At 66.4% G+C, this 17,802-nt stretch carries 17 protein-coding genes; 8 read left to right on the top strand and 9 right to left on the bottom strand.

From position 1 onward, the window contains the following. Window positions 1–42: 42 nt before the first annotated feature. From argC to coaBC, 5 genes are all read left to right on the top strand, one after another. Window positions 43–1,083 carry an N-acetyl-gamma-glutamyl-phosphate reductase gene (gene argC, locus B047_RS0113345; protein ID WP_018467472.1) on the top strand — a complete coding sequence of 347 codons (1,041 nt, stop codon included), beginning with the start codon at window positions 43–45 and terminating at the stop codon, window positions 1,081–1,083. Between the two features lie 113 nt (window positions 1,084–1,196). Next, entirely contained in the window at window positions 1,197–2,036 is an 840-nt protein-coding gene (panB, locus tag B047_RS0113340) for a 3-methyl-2-oxobutanoate hydroxymethyltransferase (protein WP_018467471.1), read from the top strand. Beyond that, the gene (gene panC, locus B047_RS0113335; protein ID WP_018467470.1) at window positions 2,037–2,882 is read left to right on the top strand and encodes a pantoate--beta-alanine ligase; all 846 of its coding nucleotides are present in this window, start codon (window positions 2,037–2,039) and stop codon (window positions 2,880–2,882) included. 9 nt (window positions 2,883–2,891) lie between these two features. Next, on the top strand, window positions 2,892–3,656 hold the full coding sequence (locus tag B047_RS0113330; protein ID WP_018467469.1) for a type III pantothenate kinase: 765 nt from the start codon (window positions 2,892–2,894) through the stop codon (window positions 3,654–3,656). Beyond that, the gene (gene coaBC, locus B047_RS0113325; RefSeq protein WP_026234884.1) at window positions 3,653–4,876 is read left to right on the top strand and encodes a bifunctional phosphopantothenoylcysteine decarboxylase/phosphopantothenate--cysteine ligase CoaBC; all 1,224 of its coding nucleotides are present in this window, start codon (window positions 3,653–3,655) and stop codon (window positions 4,874–4,876) included. The genes B047_RS0113330 and coaBC overlap by 4 nt, the downstream gene beginning before the upstream one ends. Window positions 4,877–5,237: 361 nt before the next feature. On the opposite strand, the gene B047_RS0113320 is transcribed toward coaBC, so the two are convergent. The 4 genes from B047_RS0113320 to B047_RS0113305 form a co-directional block, all read right to left on the bottom strand. Beyond that, a complete protein-coding gene (locus B047_RS0113320; RefSeq protein WP_018467466.1) occupies window positions 5,238–6,146 on the bottom strand; it encodes a hypothetical protein in 909 nt (302 codons plus the stop codon). A gap of 193 nt (window positions 6,147–6,339) precedes the next feature. Next, complete coding sequence (locus B047_RS0113315; RefSeq protein WP_018467465.1) at window positions 6,340–7,290, bottom strand: L-threonylcarbamoyladenylate synthase; 951 nt, start codon at window positions 7,288–7,290, stop codon at window positions 6,340–6,342. Window positions 7,291–7,671: 381 nt separating this feature from the next. Beyond that, on the bottom strand, window positions 7,672–8,631 hold the full coding sequence (locus B047_RS0113310; RefSeq protein ID WP_018467464.1) for a branched-chain amino acid transaminase: 960 nt from the start codon (window positions 8,629–8,631) through the stop codon (window positions 7,672–7,674). Between the two features lie 105 nt (window positions 8,632–8,736). Beyond that, the gene (locus tag B047_RS0113305; RefSeq protein WP_018467463.1) at window positions 8,737–9,540 is read right to left on the bottom strand and encodes a DciA family protein; all 804 of its coding nucleotides are present in this window, start codon (window positions 9,538–9,540) and stop codon (window positions 8,737–8,739) included. An 85-nt stretch (window positions 9,541–9,625) separates the two neighbouring features. On the opposite strand from B047_RS0113305, the gene B047_RS0113300 reads away from it, so the two are divergent. Beyond that, window positions 9,626–10,375 (top strand): sulfite exporter TauE/SafE family protein, encoded by a 750-nt coding sequence (locus tag B047_RS0113300; RefSeq protein ID WP_018467462.1) that lies wholly within the window; start codon window positions 9,626–9,628, stop codon window positions 10,373–10,375. A gap of 2 nt (window positions 10,376–10,377) precedes the next feature. On the opposite strand, the gene recF is transcribed toward B047_RS0113300, so the two are convergent. Further along, window positions 10,378–11,400 (bottom strand): DNA replication/repair protein RecF, encoded by a 1,023-nt coding sequence (gene recF, locus B047_RS0113295; protein ID WP_026234883.1) that lies wholly within the window; start codon window positions 11,398–11,400, stop codon window positions 10,378–10,380. A gap of 67 nt (window positions 11,401–11,467) precedes the next feature. Beyond that, on the bottom strand, window positions 11,468–13,885 hold the full coding sequence (gene gyrA / locus B047_RS0113290; RefSeq protein ID WP_018467460.1) for a DNA gyrase subunit A: 2,418 nt from the start codon (window positions 13,883–13,885) through the stop codon (window positions 11,468–11,470). A 283-nt stretch (window positions 13,886–14,168) separates the two neighbouring features. Here gyrA and fabF point away from each other — a divergent pair, with 283 nt between their 5' ends. Beyond that, window positions 14,169–15,398 (top strand): beta-ketoacyl-ACP synthase II, encoded by a 1,230-nt coding sequence (fabF, locus tag B047_RS0113285; RefSeq protein WP_018467459.1) that lies wholly within the window; start codon window positions 14,169–14,171, stop codon window positions 15,396–15,398. 34 nt (window positions 15,399–15,432) lie between these two features. Here the strand turns inward: fabF and B047_RS0113280 are convergent, their stop codons facing one another. Together B047_RS0113280 and B047_RS0113275 are read right to left on the bottom strand one after the other, a co-directional pair. Continuing rightward, window positions 15,433–15,870 carry a DUF420 domain-containing protein gene (locus tag B047_RS0113280; protein ID WP_018467458.1) on the bottom strand — a complete coding sequence of 146 codons (438 nt, stop codon included), beginning with the start codon at window positions 15,868–15,870 and terminating at the stop codon, window positions 15,433–15,435. After that, a complete protein-coding gene (locus B047_RS0113275; protein WP_018467457.1) occupies window positions 15,867–16,184 on the bottom strand; it encodes a hypothetical protein in 318 nt (105 codons plus the stop codon). The genes B047_RS0113280 and B047_RS0113275 overlap by 4 nt, the downstream gene beginning before the upstream one ends. Window positions 16,185–16,272: 88 nt before the next feature. Between B047_RS0113275 and B047_RS0113270 the strand changes: the two genes are divergently transcribed. Next, complete coding sequence (locus tag B047_RS0113270; RefSeq protein WP_018467456.1) at window positions 16,273–16,602, top strand: tRNA-binding protein; 330 nt, start codon at window positions 16,273–16,275, stop codon at window positions 16,600–16,602. On the opposite strand, the gene B047_RS0113265 is transcribed toward B047_RS0113270, so the two are convergent. After that, a complete protein-coding gene (locus tag B047_RS0113265) occupies window positions 16,599–17,600 on the bottom strand; it encodes a polyprenyl synthetase family protein (RefSeq protein ID WP_018467455.1) in 1,002 nt (333 codons plus the stop codon). The genes B047_RS0113270 and B047_RS0113265 overlap by 4 nt on opposite strands. Window positions 17,601–17,802: the final 202 nt, after the last annotated feature.

Here is a 17,802-nt window from a genome sequence, read left to right as displayed (position 1 = left end):
CGATAGGATGAAGCCTGGCTGGGCATACCATCTGGAGCTGTGATGAACGAGAAGAAGACCGTTTCCATCGTCGGGGGTTCCGGCTATGCCGGGGGTGAGTTCTTGCGGCTGGCCCTGGGACACCCCTACCTCGAGGTCAAGCAGGTGACCTCGAGGCGCTACCTGGGCGACCCGGTGAGCCTGGTCCACCCCAACCTGCGGGGCCGCACCAACCTCAAGTTCGTCGATCCCGCGGCCCTCGAGCCCTGCGACGTGCTGGTGCTCTCCATGCCCCACGGCGTCGCAGCCAGAGAGTTCGAGAAGTACCGGGGCCTCGCCCCCGTCATCCTCGACCTCTCCGCCGACTTTCGGCTGAAGGACCTCGAGCTCTATCGGAAGTACTACGGCGAGGAGCACCCCCGCCCCGACCTGGTCGGGCAGTGGGTTTACGGCAACCCCGAACTGCACCGCGAGGCCCTGCGGGAGGCCAACTACATCGCCTGCTGCGGCTGCAACGCCACCGCCGTCTTGCTGGGGCTCTACCCCCTGATCAAGGAGGGGGTGCTGGCCCCCAAGCCCATCTTCGCCACCGTCATGATCTCCACCAGCGCCGCCGGGGCCGAGCCCAGCCTGGCCTCGCACCACCCCGAGCGCGCGGGTTCCATCCGGGCCTACAAACCCACCGGGCACCGCCACACCGCCGAAATCCTGGAGAACCTGCCCGGCAAGCCCGAGCTCTACCTCAGCGCCGTCGCCACCGACCGGGTGCGCGGCATCCTGATGATCGCCCAGACCTTCCTGCAGGACGGCTGGAGCGAGCGCGACGTGTGGCAGGCTTATCGCAGCGTCTACGGCTCCGAACCCTTCATCCGCATGGTCAAGCTCAGGAAGGGCATCCACCGCTACCCCGACCCGGGCGTGGTGGAGGGCACCAACTACTGCGACATCGGCTTCGAGCTCGAGGAGGACACGGGCCGCCTGGTGGTCATCAGCGCCATCGACAACCTGGTCAAGGGCACCGCCGGCCATGCCATCCAGTCGCTCAACGTGCGCATGGGCTGGCCGGAGACGACGGGACTGGAGTTCACCGGGCTGCACCCCTAATTAGCTTGCCAGCACGGCCGGTCTTACCGCGAGCCCAATTGTTCCCCCGTGGGGGCCTCGGGGTGTGGGCGAATCGCCGAAAGGGGCGCTGGGGTAACATCTAGGCGGAGTTTATGGAACCGGTCAAGATTACCGACTTTGTCGAGGCCAAGCGGCGCGGGTGCAAGCTGAAAATGCTCACCGCCTACGACCACCCTACCGCCCAGATCCTCGACGCGGCGGGTGTCGACGCGATTTTGGTGGGGGACTCGCTGGGGATGGTAGTGCTGGGCTACGAGGACACCACGCGGGTTACCCTCGAGGACATGCTGCACCACACCAAGGCCGTGGCGCGGGGTGCTAAGCGGGCGCTGGTGATCGCCGACATGCCCTTTCTGAGCTACCACCTGGGGGTGTACGAGAGCGTGCGCGCGGCGGGCCGATTGGTGCAGGAGGGTGGCTGCAAGGCGGTGAAGCTCGAGGGGGGGCTGGAGGTGCTGGAGAGTGTGCGGGCCATCCGGGCGGCGGGGATTCCGGTGATGGGGCACCTGGGCTACACCCCTCAGTCGGTCCACGTCTTCGGCGGGCATCGCGCACAGGGCCGGACCCTCGAGACCGCCCGCCGGATCGTGCAGGACGCGCTGGCGCTGCAAGAGGCCGGGGTGTTCGCGCTGGTGCTCGAACTCGTGCCCCACAAGCTCGCCGCCTGGCTCAGCCGGCGGCTCGAGGTCCCCACCATCGGGATCGGCTCGGGGCCGGGGTGCGACGGCCAGGTGCTGGTGACGCAGGACATGCTGGGGCTGTTCCCCGGCTTCAACCCCCGGCACGTGCGTAAATACCAGGATCTGCACGGGCTGTGCTCCGAAGCGGTGCAGCAGTACCTCCACGACGTCGACGTAGGGGCTTTTCCCACCGAGCAGCACTCCTTCAGCCTGGACGAGGCCGTGCTCGAGGCCCTGGAAAAGGAGGTCTGAATGCGCCTGGTCCGAACCATCCCCGAGCTGCGCGAGGTCCTGGCGAAGGAGCGTCAGGTCGGGAGCATCGGCCTGGTGCCCACGATGGGCTATCTGCACCAGGGTCACCTATCGCTGGTGGAGGCTTCGCGCGCGCAGAACCGCTTCACGGTCATGAGCATCTTCGTCAACCCCACGCAGTTTAGCCCCAGCGAGGACTTCGCCCGCTACCCGCGCGACCTCGAGCGCGACCGTGCCATGGCCGAAGCCGCCGGGGTAGACCTCCTGTTCCACCCCGAGGCCGCCGAGATGTACCCTGCGGGCTACCAGACCTACGTCACGGTGGAGGGGCTCTCCGAGCGGCTGTGTGGCCGCTTCCGTCCGGGGCACTTCCGGGGCGTGGCCACGGTGGTGAGCAAGCTGTTCCACCTGGTGCAGCCTCAGCGGGCCTACTTCGGCCAGAAGGACGCCCAGCAGGTCGCCGTGCTGCGCAAGATGGTGCGCGACCTCAACTTCGACCTCGAGATCGTCGTCTGCCCCACCGTGCGCGAGCCCGACGGGCTGGCCCTGAGCTCGCGCAACGTGTACCTCAGCCCCGCCGAGCGCCAGGCCGCCACGGTGCTCTCGCGGGCTTTGTTCTGGGCCCAAGACCGGGTGCGGGAGGGCGAGCGCGAGGCCGCGGTGCTGCTGGAGGGGATGCGGCGGATGCTCGAGGCCGAGCCCTTGTGCCGGCTCGAATACCTCGAGATCGTCGACGCCGAGAACCTCGAACCCCTCACCCACCTCGGCGGCGACGTGCTCATCGCCCTGGCGGCCCACTTCGGCAAGACCCGGCTGATCGATAACGTGCTGCTCGAGGGAGTCTGAGGAGGTTTTATGCTGCTGGCCATCGACATCGGCAACACCAGCATCACGCTGGGCCTGTACCGGGGCGACGAGCTGGGGCCGCGCTGGCGCATCGCCACCGACCCCCAGCGCATGCCCGACGAGTACGGCATCAGCCTGGTCAACCTGCTCGCCTTCAGCGGCCACTCGCCCGCCCAGGTGGACGCGGTGGTCCTGGCCTCGGTGGTGCCACCGCTGACGGGGACGCTGGTCCAGGCCGTGCAGGCATACCTGGGGAAGAAGCCCCTGGTGGTGGACTCGAGCGTAAAGACCGGGGTGCGGGTGCGCTACGACGACCCCTCCCAGGTGGGCGCCGACCGCATCGTGGACGCCGCCGCGGTGCAGAAGCTCTACGGCGGCCCGGCCTGCGTGGTGGACTTCGGCACCGCCACCACCTTCGACGCCATCACCGCCGAAGGGGATTACCTCGGCGGGGCCATCGCGCCGGGGATCGGGATCGCCGCCGAAGCCTTATTCCAGCGGGCCGCCAAGCTGCCCAAGGTCGAGCTACAGCGGCCCCCCGCGGCCATCGGGCGCAACACCGTCCACTCGATGCAGTCGGGGCTCTTGTTCGGCTACGTGGGCCTGGTCGAGGGCATGGTGGCCCGCTTCCGCGCCGAGCTCGGCCCCGAGATGAAGGTCATCGCCACCGGCGGCCTGGCGGAGCTCATCGCGCGGGAGACACCGGTCATCGAGATCATCGCGCCCTGGCTGACCCTCGACGGCCTGCGCATCATCTGGGAGCTCAACCGGTGAATCCATTGCAGGGCAAGCGCATTGTGCTGGGCGTCAGCGGCTCGGTGGCCGCCTACAAAGCCGCCGACCTGGCCAGCAAGCTCACCCAGGCCGGGGCCCTGGTGGACGTGGTCCTGAGCGAGGGGGCCGAGCGCTTCGTCACGCCGCTGACCTTCGCCTCCCTCACCGGGCGCAAGGCCCACGCCAGCCTGTGGGACAGCGACGCCCACGTGGTCCACGTCGGATTGGGCGAGGGCGCCGACTTGCTGGTGATCGCCCCCTGCACCGCCAACACCCTGGCCAAGCTGGCCGCGGGCCAGGCCGACAACCTGCTCATCCTGAGTGCGCTGGCCGCGCGCTGCCCCGTGCTGGTGGCCCCCGCCATGGACGGCGGCATGTTCGAGCACCCCGCCACCCAGGCCAACCTCCAGACCCTGCGCCAGCGGGGGGTGCAGGTCTTAGGCCCGGCCAAAGGCCGCATGGCCTCGGGCCTGGTGGGGCTGGGGCGGATGCTCGAGCCCGCCGAAATCCTGGGGCATATCCGCCTGGCCCTGAGCCGGAACGGCCCCCTGGCTGGACGGCGCGTGGTGGTGAGCGCGGGCGGCACCCAGGAGCCCCTCGACCCGGTGCGCTACCTCAGCAACCGCTCCTCGGGCAAGCAGGGCTTCGCCCTGGCCCAAGCCGCGCTGGACCTGGGGGCCAGGGTCAGCTTGGTGGTGGGGGCCACCGCCGCCCCTCTGCCCACCCCCACCGGGGCCGAGCGCACCGACGTAGAGACCGCCGCCCAGATGGCCGAGGCCGTGCTGGCGCTCTCGCGCGAGGCCGACGCGCTGATCATGGCCGCCGCGGTGGCCGACTTCCGCCCCCGCCAGGTCCAGGCCCACAAGATCAAGAAGGGCGCTCTGCCCCGCCTCGAGCTCGAGCACACCCAGGACATCCTGCTGGCCGTGGCCGAGCAGCGCCAGCGGGTGGGCCGACCGAGGGTGGTGGTGGGTTTCGCCGCCGAGAGCGAGAATCTGCTGAAAAACGCGCAGGAAAAGCTGGAGCGCAAGGGGCTTTCCATGATCGTGGCCAACGACATCAGCGCCCCCGACGCCGGTTTTGCCGTGGACACCAATCGCGTTAGCCTGCTCCTGCCGGGCGGAGCGGTCGAGCACCTGCCCCTTATGACCAAGGGCGAGGTCGCGGAAGCGGTCCTGGCACGGGTGGTCGGGCTCCTCGCAGAAGCTGTCGGCGGCTGAGAGGGCGTCAAGTCCTTTGTGTCAAAGCCTGTGCGTGGCCACCTTCCTGAGTCTCCACCTGGCCGGACGCCCTGATCTTCGAACGCCTCACCGCGGGCCGGGTCCTGACGTCCAACAAGGCGATCTTCATCACGCTGGCTTTCGCCGAAACGGGACTCCGCTGCTGAAGCTGATACCGGATTCAAAAAGATACTCTTCAAAACCAAAAACCCAAGGGCTATCTTTTTGAATCCTAGAGCACTCCCTTCGGTCGGGTTAGTTCGTCACCGAATGGTGACGAACTAACCGAATCTGGTATGATACTACAGCTCCCGATCACCGTTCCCACAAATAGCCCCTACAGCGGTTTTGGGTGTGGGGGCTATCCACGAGAATCGCTCTGAGTACCGGCGCTGGGCGTTGAGTCTTCGGCTAAGGTTGCCATTTCACGGAAGCGCTCGGCGTAGTAGCTGCCCAGGACGTTCTCGATCTGGGCCGAGAGGCTTTGCAGCAATTGGGCGGACTCGAGGCCGCCGTAATCGCGGCGGAAGCGCTCCATGACCCCCGCCGCTCGGCTGCCGAAGCGGCTGCCGATCACTTCCTGAGCGGCCTGCCAGATGCGCTCGGGGTTGAGCAGGGCCTCTGCAGCCGCCTCGAGTTCGCCGGGACTGGCTAGAGCTAGCGCTTCGGGTGAGGCTTCTGCGGCCCTGGCGGCGGTGGCAGGCTCCACAGCGCCGAGTTCGGGGTTGGGTGTCCCCGACCAGCGCAGCTCACTCAGGCGGCCTCGCTGCTCCCCCTCGGGCACTTCGCTGCCCTCGAGTAGCTCACCCTCCCTCAAAACCCAGGCCCTGAGGTTGAGGCCTAGCTCGAGCGCCACCACCCCGCTGAACCCTTCCTGGCCTAAGCGCTCGAGCAGGACGGGGACGTTGACGACGGTGCTGTACCCCAACAAGCGCGCTTCGCCGAACACCGCCGCCAGGGCCAACACCAGCGCCGGACCCTCCAGGGGGTGCAGCGCAATGGCGTTGAAGCCCGGTTCGGCGCGAAGCTGCTCCAGGGCCTTGGCGCCTTCGACCTCGCCGCGCAGGGCATAGACCAAGCGGCCTTGTTGAAAGAGGACACGGGCCAGCAGCCCGGTGCGGGTCTCGAGGGTCATCAGGCCGCTGAACTCCGAGCCCTGCAAGATGGCCACAGACTGTTCGAAAGCGGCTCCCGAGAGCTTTTGGGCAGGGTAGGCGCGGGCCAACAGGCGAAAAACGTAGGGAACGCTGCTTCGGGTCGTGGTTTCCATAGCGCTGAATCCACACCAGGATAGAGGCTTTGCCGCGCGAGGCTGGTGATTTTCAACCCCGGCTCGCTCCACTCCCGCAAGGCGTGTCCTCGCGCTTTAAGTACCCCCCTCGCGTTCCCCTCGGCGTGCAGACAAACGCTGGGGAAAATCAAGCGAAGGGCGCTTATCACATTTCCCAGGTGCGGAGCAGGGCTCACTTCGCCGCTGCTCGCCTCAGGCGATCCATGATGGCTCGCCCCAGCCCCTCCTCGGGGACGGGCTCGGCGTAGATGGCCTCGAGGCCCAGCATGTCCAATTGGTGCAGCGCCTCGAAGAGGTGAGCCGCCGCTTCGCGCAGGTCGCCGGTGGGCGAGAGCACCTTGACCACCCCAAAGCCCCTGGGCACGTCCTTGAAGGCCAGGTAACCCAGCTTCTTGCGGCCCCTGGTGGGCACTTCCTCGGGCCGGGCGATGTGGATGGGGGTGCGTGGGGCGTAGTGCTGGGGCAATTGGCCCGGCACCAGTGGCTTGAAGCTCTCCTCAACGCTCAGCGCCAGGGGGCCTATTAGCGGCTCGAGTTCCTCCAGGGGAACGGCCCCGTAGCGCAGCACGGCAGGCCTCTCGCCCAGCAGCACGATGGTGGACTCGACGCCGTGGGTGGTGAGCCCCCCGTCGAGGATGAGGTCTACGCGTTCCCCCAGCATACGCGCCACGTGCTCGGCGCGGGTGGAGCTCAGGTAGCCGAAGGGGTTGGCGCTGGGGGCGGCGACGGGCACCCCGGCGCAGCGCAGCAGCTCGAGGGCTACCGGGTGATCGGGCATTCGCACCGCCACGGTGGGTAGGCCCGCCGTCACGATGCCCGGTACGGCTGGGGCCTTGGGCAGCACAAGCGTCAGCGGACCCGGCCAGAAGCGCTCGATGAGGGCTTCGGCCTGGGAGGGGACCTCCGCCGCCACCTGCTGCAGCATCTCCTGGCTCGCCACGTGCACGATCAGCGGGTCGAAGGCGGGCCGCTGCTTGGCCTCGAAGATGCGGGCCACAGCTTCGGCGTCGAGGGCGTTGGCTCCCAGTCCGTAGACGGTTTCGGTGGGAAAGGCCACCAGGCCACCCGAGCACAGGATCCCAGCGGCTTTCTCGAGGTTTTCGGGCGTAGGCGGCACGATCATAGCAACCCTTCGATTATGCCCGAAGCGGGGCCATTTGGCACCCCTTCTATCCCCTCAAGCCTGTAACGTCGCCGTAACGCCCCTGCGGCTACCCTGGATTTCAGGGTCGAGATTCGGGGGGTGCATTTTCTATGGATACCTGGATTGCGATTGCATTCATGCTGGCGCTGCTGGCTCTGACCTTCGCTCGAGAGCCCCGCCGCTGAGGGGAGCGAGAAAAGCGCTTTAGACCACACCCGCAGTCGCCTCTGACGCGGAGCGGTCACAGCGGCCTATGGCGCGGGCTTTACAGGCTGGTTCATGTGCCCCCTGCCAGAGCAGCTCCCGTGATTACCGCCTACAGCCACACGCGGCTATAGGCGGTTTACGGGACTATCCCCCTCAAGCCACGTACGTCAACCAGCTATCGTATTTGGGATTCTGGCCCTGGACGACCTCGAGGTAGGCCTTGCGCAAGCGCATGGTGTGCTCGCCGGCGGCTCCGCTGCCGATGGGCCTTCGGTCGAGGTAAGAGACCGGGGTTACCTCGGCGGCGGTGCCTACCATGAACACCTCGTCGGCCATGTAGAGTTGGTCGCGCGTAGCCCGCACCTCGCGCACCTCGTAGCCCAGGTCGCGGGCGATGGCGATCACCGAGTCGCGGGTGATGCCCATCAGGTTGACGCCGTGCTCGATGGCGTAGAGGGTGTCGCCCTTGAAGAAGAAGATATTCTCCCCCGAGCCCTCGGCCACGTAGCCCTCCTTGTCCAATAGCAGGGCCTCGTCGGCTCCGGCGTGCTGGGCCTCGATGCGAGCCAGGGCGCTGTTGACGTAGTTCCCCCCGATCTTGGCCTTGCCGGGGAAGACGTTGGCGGGGAAGCGAGCCCAGCTCGAGGTCACCAGCCTGGCCCCCTTGCGCACGGCCTCCTCGCCCAGGTAGGTGCCCCACTCCCAAGCGGCTACCATCACCTCGGCGGGGTTGTTGGGCAGGGGGTTGACGCCCAGGCTGCCGGCGCCCATCCAGGCCAGAGGCCGGATATAGCAGCTCTTGTAGCCGTTCTCGCGTACCACCTGCACGATCGCATCGCTGATCTGCTGAGGGCTGAAGGGGAGCTCCATCATCATCACCTTCGCCGAGTGGAACAGCCGCTCGACGTGCTCGCTCAGCCGGAACACCGCCGGTCCCTTGGGGGTCTCGTAGGCCCGGATGCCCTCGAAGACGCTGGTGCCGTAGTGCAGGGCGTGGGTCAGCACGCTGACCTTGGCCTCCTCCTGGGGAAGCATATGGCCGTTGAACCAGATCAGACCGGCCTTCATCTTGGTCTCGCCGCCGTAGCTTTTGGGTTTGATCTCGGTAGACATCACTCCTCCGTGCGCGGGCCCTTGGGGCCACCCTCCTTCGTGGGGAGGGCTCGAGGGACGACGCTCCTGGGCAGGGGGCCAGGAGCGGCCCAGCAGATGCCTAGATCATACTTCTTTGAGCAGCGATTGTAGCGTTTCAGGTAACAGGTGACGGTAAGCCGTTACATCCTTCTGCCCCGTTTGGAGCTGCAAGAAGCGCCGCGCGGTGTCCTGGAGCATGGGGAGAAGCTGGGGCTCACGCACCACCTGGGGCAGCAGCTCGCGCAGCTGGGCCTCGAGGTCGCGCGAGGCCAGGTAGCGGGCTGCCAGCAGCAACTCCCCGTCCAGGCGGGGGCTCAGGGGACGGCGGACCAGGCGACGGGCCTCCTTCTCGATCAGGGGGTCCTTCAGTAGCCGCTGGCAGCCCTTGCAGGGATTTTCGGCGCTGGGCGAACCACAGACCACACAAGGGGGGTGTGGGCTGGCCTTTTGCCGTCGCACGACAGCTCTGGCCGCTTTGTAAACGGCCCCCTGCAAGGCCTCGGGCATCTGCTGGGCCAGCGAGCGCAGCCGCTGCTCTTCTTCACCGGACAGGGGTGGCAGGGGCTCATTGGGGGCCTGAGCCTTCTTCTTCTTGCCCGGCTGGCCCACGCTGAAGCGCAACTCGAGCACCACCCCCGGCAATTTCTCCCGGTAGCGCCGCAGGAAGTCCTCGCGCATGTAGGTGAGCTGGTGCCCCACCACCGAGTCACAGACCCGCACGTAGAGCACCCCGTCCTCCAGCCGCTCGGCTTCGGTGAGCTGACTCAGGCTTTCCCCGGCGATCTCGGGCCACAGCGCCAAAGCTGCTCCACGCTTGAAGCCGGACTCGAGGCCGTGCTGCTTGAGGGCCTGCCCCAGGAGGTCGCCGATGTGTCTTGGCTTGCCCACGGTTTCATAGTCTACCGGTGGAACCCGGCCCATCCAGGGAGGTGGCTTGTGGATTAAGGCTGAACCCAATCCCATACAATCAGGCGTGCCGGCGCTGAGCCCTTTCGACTGGTTCCTGGCTGCCCTGGCTGCGCTGATCGTGGGCGCCTCCAAAACCGGCCTTCCCGGCGGGGTGACCCTGGCCGTCGCCCTCTTTGCCCAGCTTTTCCCCGCCCGTGAATCCACCGGTGCCCTGTTGCCCGTGCTGATCTGCGCCGACGTGCTGGCGGTGAGCCTGCTGCGCAAGCCCCCGAACTGGCGACTCTTGCTGCACATCTTCCCCTGGACCGCCCTGGGCGTACTGCTGGGTTGGGGGTTGCTGAGCCGCATCGACAACGCCCAGCTTCGGCTGATCATCGGCGGGCTGATCGTGAGCATGACCCTCTACCAGCTCGCTCGGCGCTTCCAGGGCTCGAGCAGTCCGCCACCCTCCGGCAGCTCGAGGGTTTTCACCGCCAGCATGGGCACGGCAGCGGGCATCACCACCATGATCGCCAACGCGGCGGGGCCCTTTATGACCTTCTATCTGCTGGCGATGCGGATGGGCAAGCTCGAGTTCGTGGTGGTCAACGCCTGGTTCTTCCTGGTGATCAACAGCTTCAAGGTGCCCTTCGCCGCCAATCTGGGGCTCATCACCTGGGATTCGCTGCGCTTCGACCTGCTGTTGGCGCCGCTGGTGCTGGCCGGAGCGCTGCTGGGCCGCTGGATGCTGCGACGCATCCGCCAGCGGGTCTTCGAGCTTGTGGTGCTCTTGCTGGCCTTAGTCGGAGGGCTGCGTTTGCTGATGCCCGCATGACATCAGCCCCACACCCCGGCCTCGATGGGGACCATCCTGCCGACACCGGGCGCCTCGAGGCCCGCCAGGATGGCCTGGGGCAGGCTCTGAGCGTAATTGAGCAAAGCCCGGCGGCGGCGGGCGTCGAGTTCGGTGTGCCATTCGTCCACCAGTAGCAGGGGAGCCTCGTCGTGGTGCGCCCAAAGCAGGCGGTGCTCGGCCAGGCGCAGGGCCAGGGCGATGCTGCGGGCCTCGCCGCGACTGGCGTACTTCCCGGCCTCGAGGCCGCTCAGAAGAATGGTGAGGTCGTCGCGGTGCGGCCCCACCGAGGTCGCACCGCGCTGGAGGTCGTCTTGCAGGCCATTCTCCAGGGCCTGCATGAAGTGCTCGGGGTCTACGCTCTCGAAGAGCTCGAGGCTCAGCTCACCGGGGGCCAGCTCGCTGTAGGCGTCGCGGGCCAGCGGCTTGAGCCTGCCCAGGATGCGCCGGCGCAGGCTGAGGATCTCGGTACCGTACTTGACGAGCTCCTGGTTCCACACCCCAATTCCCGCCCCGCCCATCTTCAACAGGGCATTGCGCTGCTGCAGAGCGCGGTTGTACTGCGAAAGGAGGGCGCGGTAGCGGGCCGAGAAGCGCGAGAGCAGCAGGTCAAGGAAGCGGCGGCGTTCCTCGGGAGCGCCCAACACGAGCTCGAGGTCGTCCGGCCCCAGCAGCACCGCGCCGGGAAGCTGGGCCAGTTCGCGCAGGCTGGCCGAGGACTCATTGAGGTAGACCTCGCGCCCGCCCTGCGAGAGGCGGGTCTCGAGGCGACTGTGGCCAAAGGTGCTCTCCACCTCGGCCAGCAGGCGGGCCTCGCTCTGGCCGAAGCGCACCCGCTCCATCATGCCGTTCTTGAGCTCGCCGCCCAATGCCAGAAAGATGGCCTCGAGGAGGTTGCTCTTTCCCTGGGCATTGCCCCCCACCAGCGTGGAAAGTCCCGGCCCCGGCGCAAACTCGGCAGTCACCAGATTGCGAAAGTTGCTCTGCCGCAACCGTAAAAGACGCACAAGCTACAGGCTATATGCTAAAGGCCAAACCCTCAATGACGGGGGATGCTTTTGCAGCGGCCGCGCGTCAATCCTGCGGGACGATCACGAAAGCCGAGGCCACCTCGTCGTCGGAGAGGTTCATGATCTTGACCCCGCTGGTGGCCCGACCGTACTGCGAGATATTGGCGACCGGGGTGCGGATGGCGATGCCGCGCTTGCTGAGCACCAGCAGGTCCTCGTTGCCCTGCACCCGCAGCAGAGCACCCAGCTCTCCCACCCTCTCGTTGCAGTTGAAGGTGATCACTCCCATCCCGCCCCGACCCTGCACGGGGTACTCGGAGATGCGGGTGCGCTTGCCATAACCTCGCGTTCCCACCGCCAGTACTTCCCCATCCCAGTCCTTGGGCAGGATCACCAGCGATACCACCCGGTCTTCACGACCTTCCTTGAAGCGGATGCCGGTCACACCCTGGCTGGCCCGCCCGGTAGCGCGCACCTCGGAGAGGTCGAAGCGGATGGATTGGCCACTCTGGGTCGCCAGCATGGCCTGGTCGCCCTCCTGGGCCACCGCCACGCCGATCAAAGCGTCATTCTCGAGCAGGTTGATGGCGATGAGGCCCGCCGAGGAGAGGTTTTGGTACTCGCGGATCTCGGTCTTCTTGATCAGGCCCTTGCGGGTGGCGAAGACAAAGTAACCGTCCTCGGTGAGGCTGCGTACGTTGAGCAACGCGGCCACCTCCTCACCCTCAACCAGGGGCAGCAGCGCCGCCACGTGGGTGCCCCGCGCCTGGCGGCTGGCCTCGGGCAGCTCGTGCACCTTCTCGGCGTAGACCCGGCCCCGGTTGGTGAAGATCAGCAAGGTGTCGTGCATGGAGGCCACGAACACCGAGATGGCCTCGTCCTCCTCCTTGGGCTTGCCCGCCTGAGCACCCACCCCGCCGCGCCCCTGGGCCCGGTAAGCCTCCAGGGGGGTGCGCTTTATGAAGCCCTGGGCAGTGAGGGTGATGACCATGGGCTCGTCCTCGATGAGGTCCTCGAGGCTGAAGCCCTCCTCGAACTCGGTGATCTGGGTGCGACGGGAGTCGCCGAACTTCTGCTTGATCTCCAGCAGCTCATCCTTGACCACCTGCCACAGCCGCCGCTCGTCTTCCAAGATCGAGGTCAGGTAGCCAATCTCCTCCATCAGCCCGCGGTATTCCTCCTGTAGCTTCTCGCGCTCGAGCCCCACCAGCCGCTGCAAACGCATGTCCAAGATGGCCTGGGCCTGCGCCTCGGAGAGGCCGAAGCGGCTGATCAGGCCCCCTTTGGCCTCGGCGGCGTCCTGCGAGCCGCGGATGAGGGTGATCACCTCGTCGATGTGGTCGAGGGCGATGAGGAGCCCCTCGAGGATGTGGGCGCGCTCACGGGCCTTCCTGAGGTCGTACTGGGTGCGCTTGTATACCACCTCGCGGCGGTGATCGAGGTAGTGGCGCAAGAGCTCGAGCAGGTTGAGCACCTTGGGCTCGCCGTTCACCACCGCCAACAGGTTGACGGTGAAAGTCGTCTGCAAGCGGGAGTGCTTGTAGAGCTTGTTGAGCACCACCTGGGGGTTAGCCCCGCGCTTGAGCTCGACCGCGATGCGCATGCCCTGACGGTCGGACTCGTCGCGCAAGGTGGCGATCTCGTCGATGACCTTATTGCGCACCAGCGAGGCGATCTGGGTGATGAGGTCGGCCTTGTTGACCTGATAGGGGATCTCGGTGAAGACCAACATGGCCCGCCCGTTCTTGTCCTCGTTGCGGTGGCGGGCCCGCACCTTGAGGCTGCCACGCCCGCTGGCATAGGCCTCGCGAATGCCCCGGCGCGAGAGCTTGGCCCCGGTGGGGAAATCGGGCCCCGGCATGACCTTGAGCACCTCGTCGAGGGTGATGGCGGGGTTGTCGATCATCGCCACAAGGGCATCGACGGCCTCGGAGAGGTTGTGGGGGGGCAACGAGGTGGCCATGCCCACCGCGATGCCGGTCGAACCGTTGACCAGCAGGTTAGGAAAAGCCGCGGGCAGCACCTCGGGCTGCTCGGTGGTGTTGTCGTAGTTGGGGTAGAAGGGGACGGTTTCCTTGTCGATGTCGCGCAGCAACTCGAAGCCCACGCTCGAGAGCCTGGCCTCGGTGTAGCGCTGCGCGGCGGGCGGATCACCGTCGATGGAGCCGAAGTTGCCCTGACCGTCGATGAGCGGGTAGCGCAGGTTCCAGGGCTGAGCCATGCGGGCTAAGGTGTCGTAGATGGCGGCGTCACCGTGGGGATGGTACTTACCCATCACCTCGCCCACGATCTTGGCGCTCTTGACGTGCTTGCGCGTGGGCAGTACCCCCTCCATCATGGCCCCGTAGAGGATGCGGCGCTGGACGGGCTTGAGGCCGTCGCGCACGTCGGGTAGGGCCCGGTCCACGATGGTGGACATGGCGTAGTTGATGAAACTCTGCTTGACTTCTTCAGTAATCTCGATCGGCAGAACTTGCGACATTGCTTCTCCTGTTGGTTGCGGCCCATGGCTCGAGGGTCTGGCGAGCGTGAGGGTGTGGGCACAAAAAAAGCGCTGAGCGCGCTCGATTGACTTCCTAATAGTATAGCCGATTCCGGGCTTTATGTCAAAAACATAATATACTCGACCGATGGTGAAGAGGGCGGCCACAGGAACGCGCCGAGATACTGAGCGCTGACCAAGGGAACGCCAACGATCGCAGTCACCACCCGACGTTTGCGTACGACGTAAGACCCACCGCTCTCGGGCACGTTATACTCAGGCCATGCGCCGAGTCGTCGTCACCGGCATGGGGCCGGTAACCCCCATTGGCATTGGGGTTGAGGCTTTTCACAAGGCCCAACTCGAGGGTAAGAGTGGCATTCGCCGAATCACTCGCTTCGATGCCTCCCAACTGCCCGCCCAGATCGCGGGCGAGGTGGACATCAACGTCGAAGCCTACATCGACAAGCGGGAGTTGCGCCGCCTGGATCGCTTCGTGCAACTGGCCCTCATCGCCGGGGAGTTGGCCATCAAAGACGCGGGGCTGGACCTCGAGCGCGAGGACCACACCCGCATCGGAACCCTCATCGGCAGCGGCATCGGGGGCATGGAAAGCTTCGAGGCGCAAGCGCGGGTCTTCGTCGAGCGGGGAGCCCACCGCATCTCCCCCTTCTTCATCCCCATGATGATCGCTAACATGGCCTCGGGCCAACTGGCCATGAAGTACGGGCTGATGGGGCCGAGTTCCACCTCGGTCACGGCCTGCACCACCGGGGCCGACGCCATTGGCAACGCCTACTACGTCATCCAGCGCGGCGACGCCGAGATCATGCTGGCCGGGGGCACCGAAGCCGCTGTGACCCCCATGGCAATGGGCGGCTTTGGGGTGATGAAGGCCCTCTCTACCCGCAACGACGAGCCCGAGAAGGCCAGCCGTCCCTTCACCGCCAGCCGCGACGGCTTCGTGCTCTCTGAAGGGGCCGCGGTGCTGGTGCTGGAGGACTACGAGCACGCCAGGGCGCGCGGGGCCCGCATCTACGCCGAGCTGGTGGGCTTTGGTCGTAGCGCCGACGCCCACCACATCACCGAGCCGCACCCCGAGGGATTGGGGGCCAAGCTGGCCATGGAAGCTGCCCTGCGCGATGCCAGGGTGGGACCGGAAGTCGTCGGGCACATCAACGCCCACGCCACCTCGACGCCGGTGGGCGACCGGGCGGAGACGCTGGCGATCAAGAGGGTCTTCGGGGAGCGGGCCTACCAGATCCCCATCACCGCCACCAAGAGCATGACCGGGCACCTGTTGGGGGCCGCTGGGGCAGTCGAAGCCGTGGCCAGCATCCAGGCCATCACCTCCGGCATCCTGCCCCCCACCATCAACCTAGACGACCCCGACCCCGAGCTCGACCTCGACTACATCCCCAATACCCCGCGCGAAAAGCGGGTGGATTACGTGCTCTCCAACTCCTTCGCCTTCGGGGGGATGAACGCTTCCTTGCTGTTCAAGCGGGTGTAAACCCGAAGGCTGCTACAAGCAGCGAAACCTGGTATCAAAACCGAATGCCGCCCGCACTCTCGCCATAGCGGGACAGCACTTGGTCGATAATCCAGCCCGTAGCAGCCACGTAGAGCCATATCGGAACCGTCCAGCGGGCCCAGGCGCGGTGGATGCTGAAGCGCCCCTTGAGGGCGTTGTAGATCAGCCAGATCACCAGCGGGCCGTTGAGCGCGGCCAGGAGGGTGTGACTGATCAGCAGGGCGTAGTAGGCTCCGCGCCATTCTTCAGGCCCGACGTAGCGGGTGGTGCCGTACAGACCCCACTTGAGTAGGTAAAACACCAAAAACAGCGCGGCCAGCACGGTAGCGGTGAGCATGACCCTGGGATGCCACACCCGGTTACCGCGCTTGATGAGGATCACTCCCATGATGACTGCGATGCCCGAAAGGCCAATCAAGCTCGCAGCGATGTCACCCAATAGCTGACTCATGCTTCCCCCATGCTCTTACCTTCGAGTTCTTCCCGCAGCTTCTCGGCAAAACGCCGCACCCGCTCCTCGCGCGAGGTACGAGCGTAGCTGTAGCCCAGCATGAACACCCGCTCGGCTTCGGAGTGCTTTCCCAGGCGCCTGTGCAGCTGCGCCAGCCGCAGATGAGCCAGCGCCATCAAGCCATCGCGTTCACTGCCGGGGCGGGCGGCCTCGAGCAGCGCTATGGCTTCCTTGAATTTACCCACCGCCTCCGCCGGAGCCATGTCGCGGGCATCCTGCAAGATCTCGGCGGCCTGATCCAGAAGGCGTTGCACGCAGAAAGTATAAGGCGGAATGCCGAATGTTTGTCCGCTTGAGGAAGGGTGTTTGGCATACGACCGAGCCGATATGATGTCGGGCGATATGACTCCGCTGGAAGCCTTTGAACTCCTGGATCTGCGCGTGGGACGGGTAGTCCGTGCCGAGCCCAACACCGAGGCCCGCAAACCGGCCTACAAGCTGTGGATCGACTTCGGGCCGCTGGGTCAGAAAGCCAGCTCGGCCCAGCTCACCGCGCTGTACACGCCCGAGGAATTGGTGGGTCGCTTGGTGATTGCCGCCGTCAACTTGGGGAGCCGCAAAATCGCGGGCTTTACTTCGGAGGTGCTGGTGCTGGGCCTGCCTGACGCGGAAGGGCGGGTAGTGCTGCTCGAGCCCGAGCGCGAGGTTCCCCTGGGCGGGCGCGTTTACTAGGCCTCGCGCCGCACCAGGCTCTCGAGCAGTTCCAGCGCGGACGCCGCTGCTTGAGGATGGGGCAGCTGGGCCAGGACGGGCTTCAGGGCCTCCAGGCCTTCGTCCAGCATGCCCTCGGCCACCCCTTGGGCGTAGGCCACCGCGCCGGACTCCAGCAGACGTCGGTGCAGCCATTCCACCTCCGGAACGGGCTTTCCCTCGCGGGGGAGGCGCAGCAAAGCTTCGGCCCTGGCGCGCTCCTGGGGTTCGGCCTGGCGCAGGAAGTGCAGCAGGATCAGGGTGCGCTTGCCCTCCCAGAGGTCTCCGGCGATCTCCTTGCCGTACTTCTGATGCTCTCCCACCAGGTTGAGCACGTCGTCGATGATCTGAAAACCCAACCCCAGCTTTATCCCGGCCTGCTCGAAGACGGCTGGCGGCTGCTCCCCCGCCGCCAGCGCCCCCAGTCGCAGGGGAGCCACCGCTGTATAGTAGGCGGCTTTCTGGCGGCACATCTCGAGGTAATCGGCTTCCGTCAAATCGAAGCGCTGGCGCTCGACCCAGGTCATCTCGAGATGCTGCCCTTGAGCGGTGAGCTCGACCAGGCGCACGAACTCACGCAACACCTCCTTGGGCGCTTCAGCCTCGATGAGCATGGCCCACATCCGCGCGTGCAGGGCGTCCCCGGCGTTGAGCGCGAGGGGCAGGCCATAGAGCTTGTGTAACGCGGGCTTTCCCCGGCGCTCGTCGGAGGCGTCTTCGATGTCGTCGTGGATCAGCGCCCAGTTCTGAAACAGCTCGAGGGCCGCCGCCACCGGCAGCAGGCGCTCGAGCCCCACCCCGTAGGCCAAGCCGGCGTAGCACAGCAACGCGCCCCGCAGCATCTTGCCCCCACGCTCAGGGTAATCGCGCAGCAGACGGGCATACTCGGCGAGTTCAGGACGGTAGGCCGCCTCGGGGCGGGGCAACGCCCCCAACACGTGCTGCCGGATGGCCTCGCGCAGGTCGTGGAGGGTGAGCATAGCTGCAACAATACCGCCTTCGCGGACGATGGGGTAGGCCGGGCGGGCGCGGGGAACCCTAGGGTAAGGGAACGCCCTGCGGCTTATGGGGGAAACACTGCTTCTGCGGATGAAGAGCCTGAGGCGGGAGAACCCCAGTTGGGGGCGGTGGCCCATCTGGAGGGGATGGGAAGGGTGAAGACCCACCTTCGTCAGAGCCTTC

The sequence above is a fragment of the Calidithermus timidus DSM 17022 genome (genome assembly GCF_000373205.1).
Lineage (GTDB): Bacteria > Deinococcota > Deinococci > Deinococcales > Thermaceae > Calidithermus > Calidithermus timidus.
Note: the sequence above shows the minus strand (reverse complement) of the source record. Positions and strands in the feature narration are given on the sequence as shown.

Excerpts from the sequence above, each read along its gene's own strand:
- B047_RS0113270 (WP_018467456.1), top strand. The coding sequence starts at position 16,273 with ATGACTCCGCTGGAAGCCTTTGAACTCCTGGATCTGCGCGTGGGACGG.
- gyrA (WP_018467460.1), bottom strand. The coding sequence starts at position 13,885 with ATGTCGCAAGTTCTGCCGATCGAGATTACTGAAGAAGTCAAGCAGAGT.
- B047_RS0113265 (WP_018467455.1), bottom strand. The coding sequence starts at position 17,600 with ATGCTCACCCTCCACGACCTGCGCGAGGCCATCCGGCAGCACGTGTTG.
- B047_RS0113315 (WP_018467465.1), bottom strand. The coding sequence starts at position 7,290 with ATGATCGTGCCGCCTACGCCCGAAAACCTCGAGAAAGCCGCTGGGATC.
- panC (WP_018467470.1), top strand. The coding sequence starts at position 2,037 with ATGCGCCTGGTCCGAACCATCCCCGAGCTGCGCGAGGTCCTGGCGAAG.
- B047_RS0113330 (WP_018467469.1), top strand. The coding sequence starts at position 2,892 with ATGCTGCTGGCCATCGACATCGGCAACACCAGCATCACGCTGGGCCTG.
- B047_RS0113320 (WP_018467466.1), bottom strand. The coding sequence starts at position 6,146 with ATGGAAACCACGACCCGAAGCAGCGTTCCCTACGTTTTTCGCCTGTTG.
- fabF (WP_018467459.1), top strand. The coding sequence starts at position 14,169 with ATGCGCCGAGTCGTCGTCACCGGCATGGGGCCGGTAACCCCCATTGGC.
- B047_RS0113310 (WP_018467464.1), bottom strand. The coding sequence starts at position 8,631 with ATGTCTACCGAGATCAAACCCAAAAGCTACGGCGGCGAGACCAAGATG.
- panB (WP_018467471.1), top strand. The coding sequence starts at position 1,197 with ATGGAACCGGTCAAGATTACCGACTTTGTCGAGGCCAAGCGGCGCGGG.
- argC (WP_018467472.1), top strand. The coding sequence starts at position 43 with ATGAACGAGAAGAAGACCGTTTCCATCGTCGGGGGTTCCGGCTATGCC.
- B047_RS0113280 (WP_018467458.1), bottom strand. The coding sequence starts at position 15,870 with ATGAGTCAGCTATTGGGTGACATCGCTGCGAGCTTGATTGGCCTTTCG.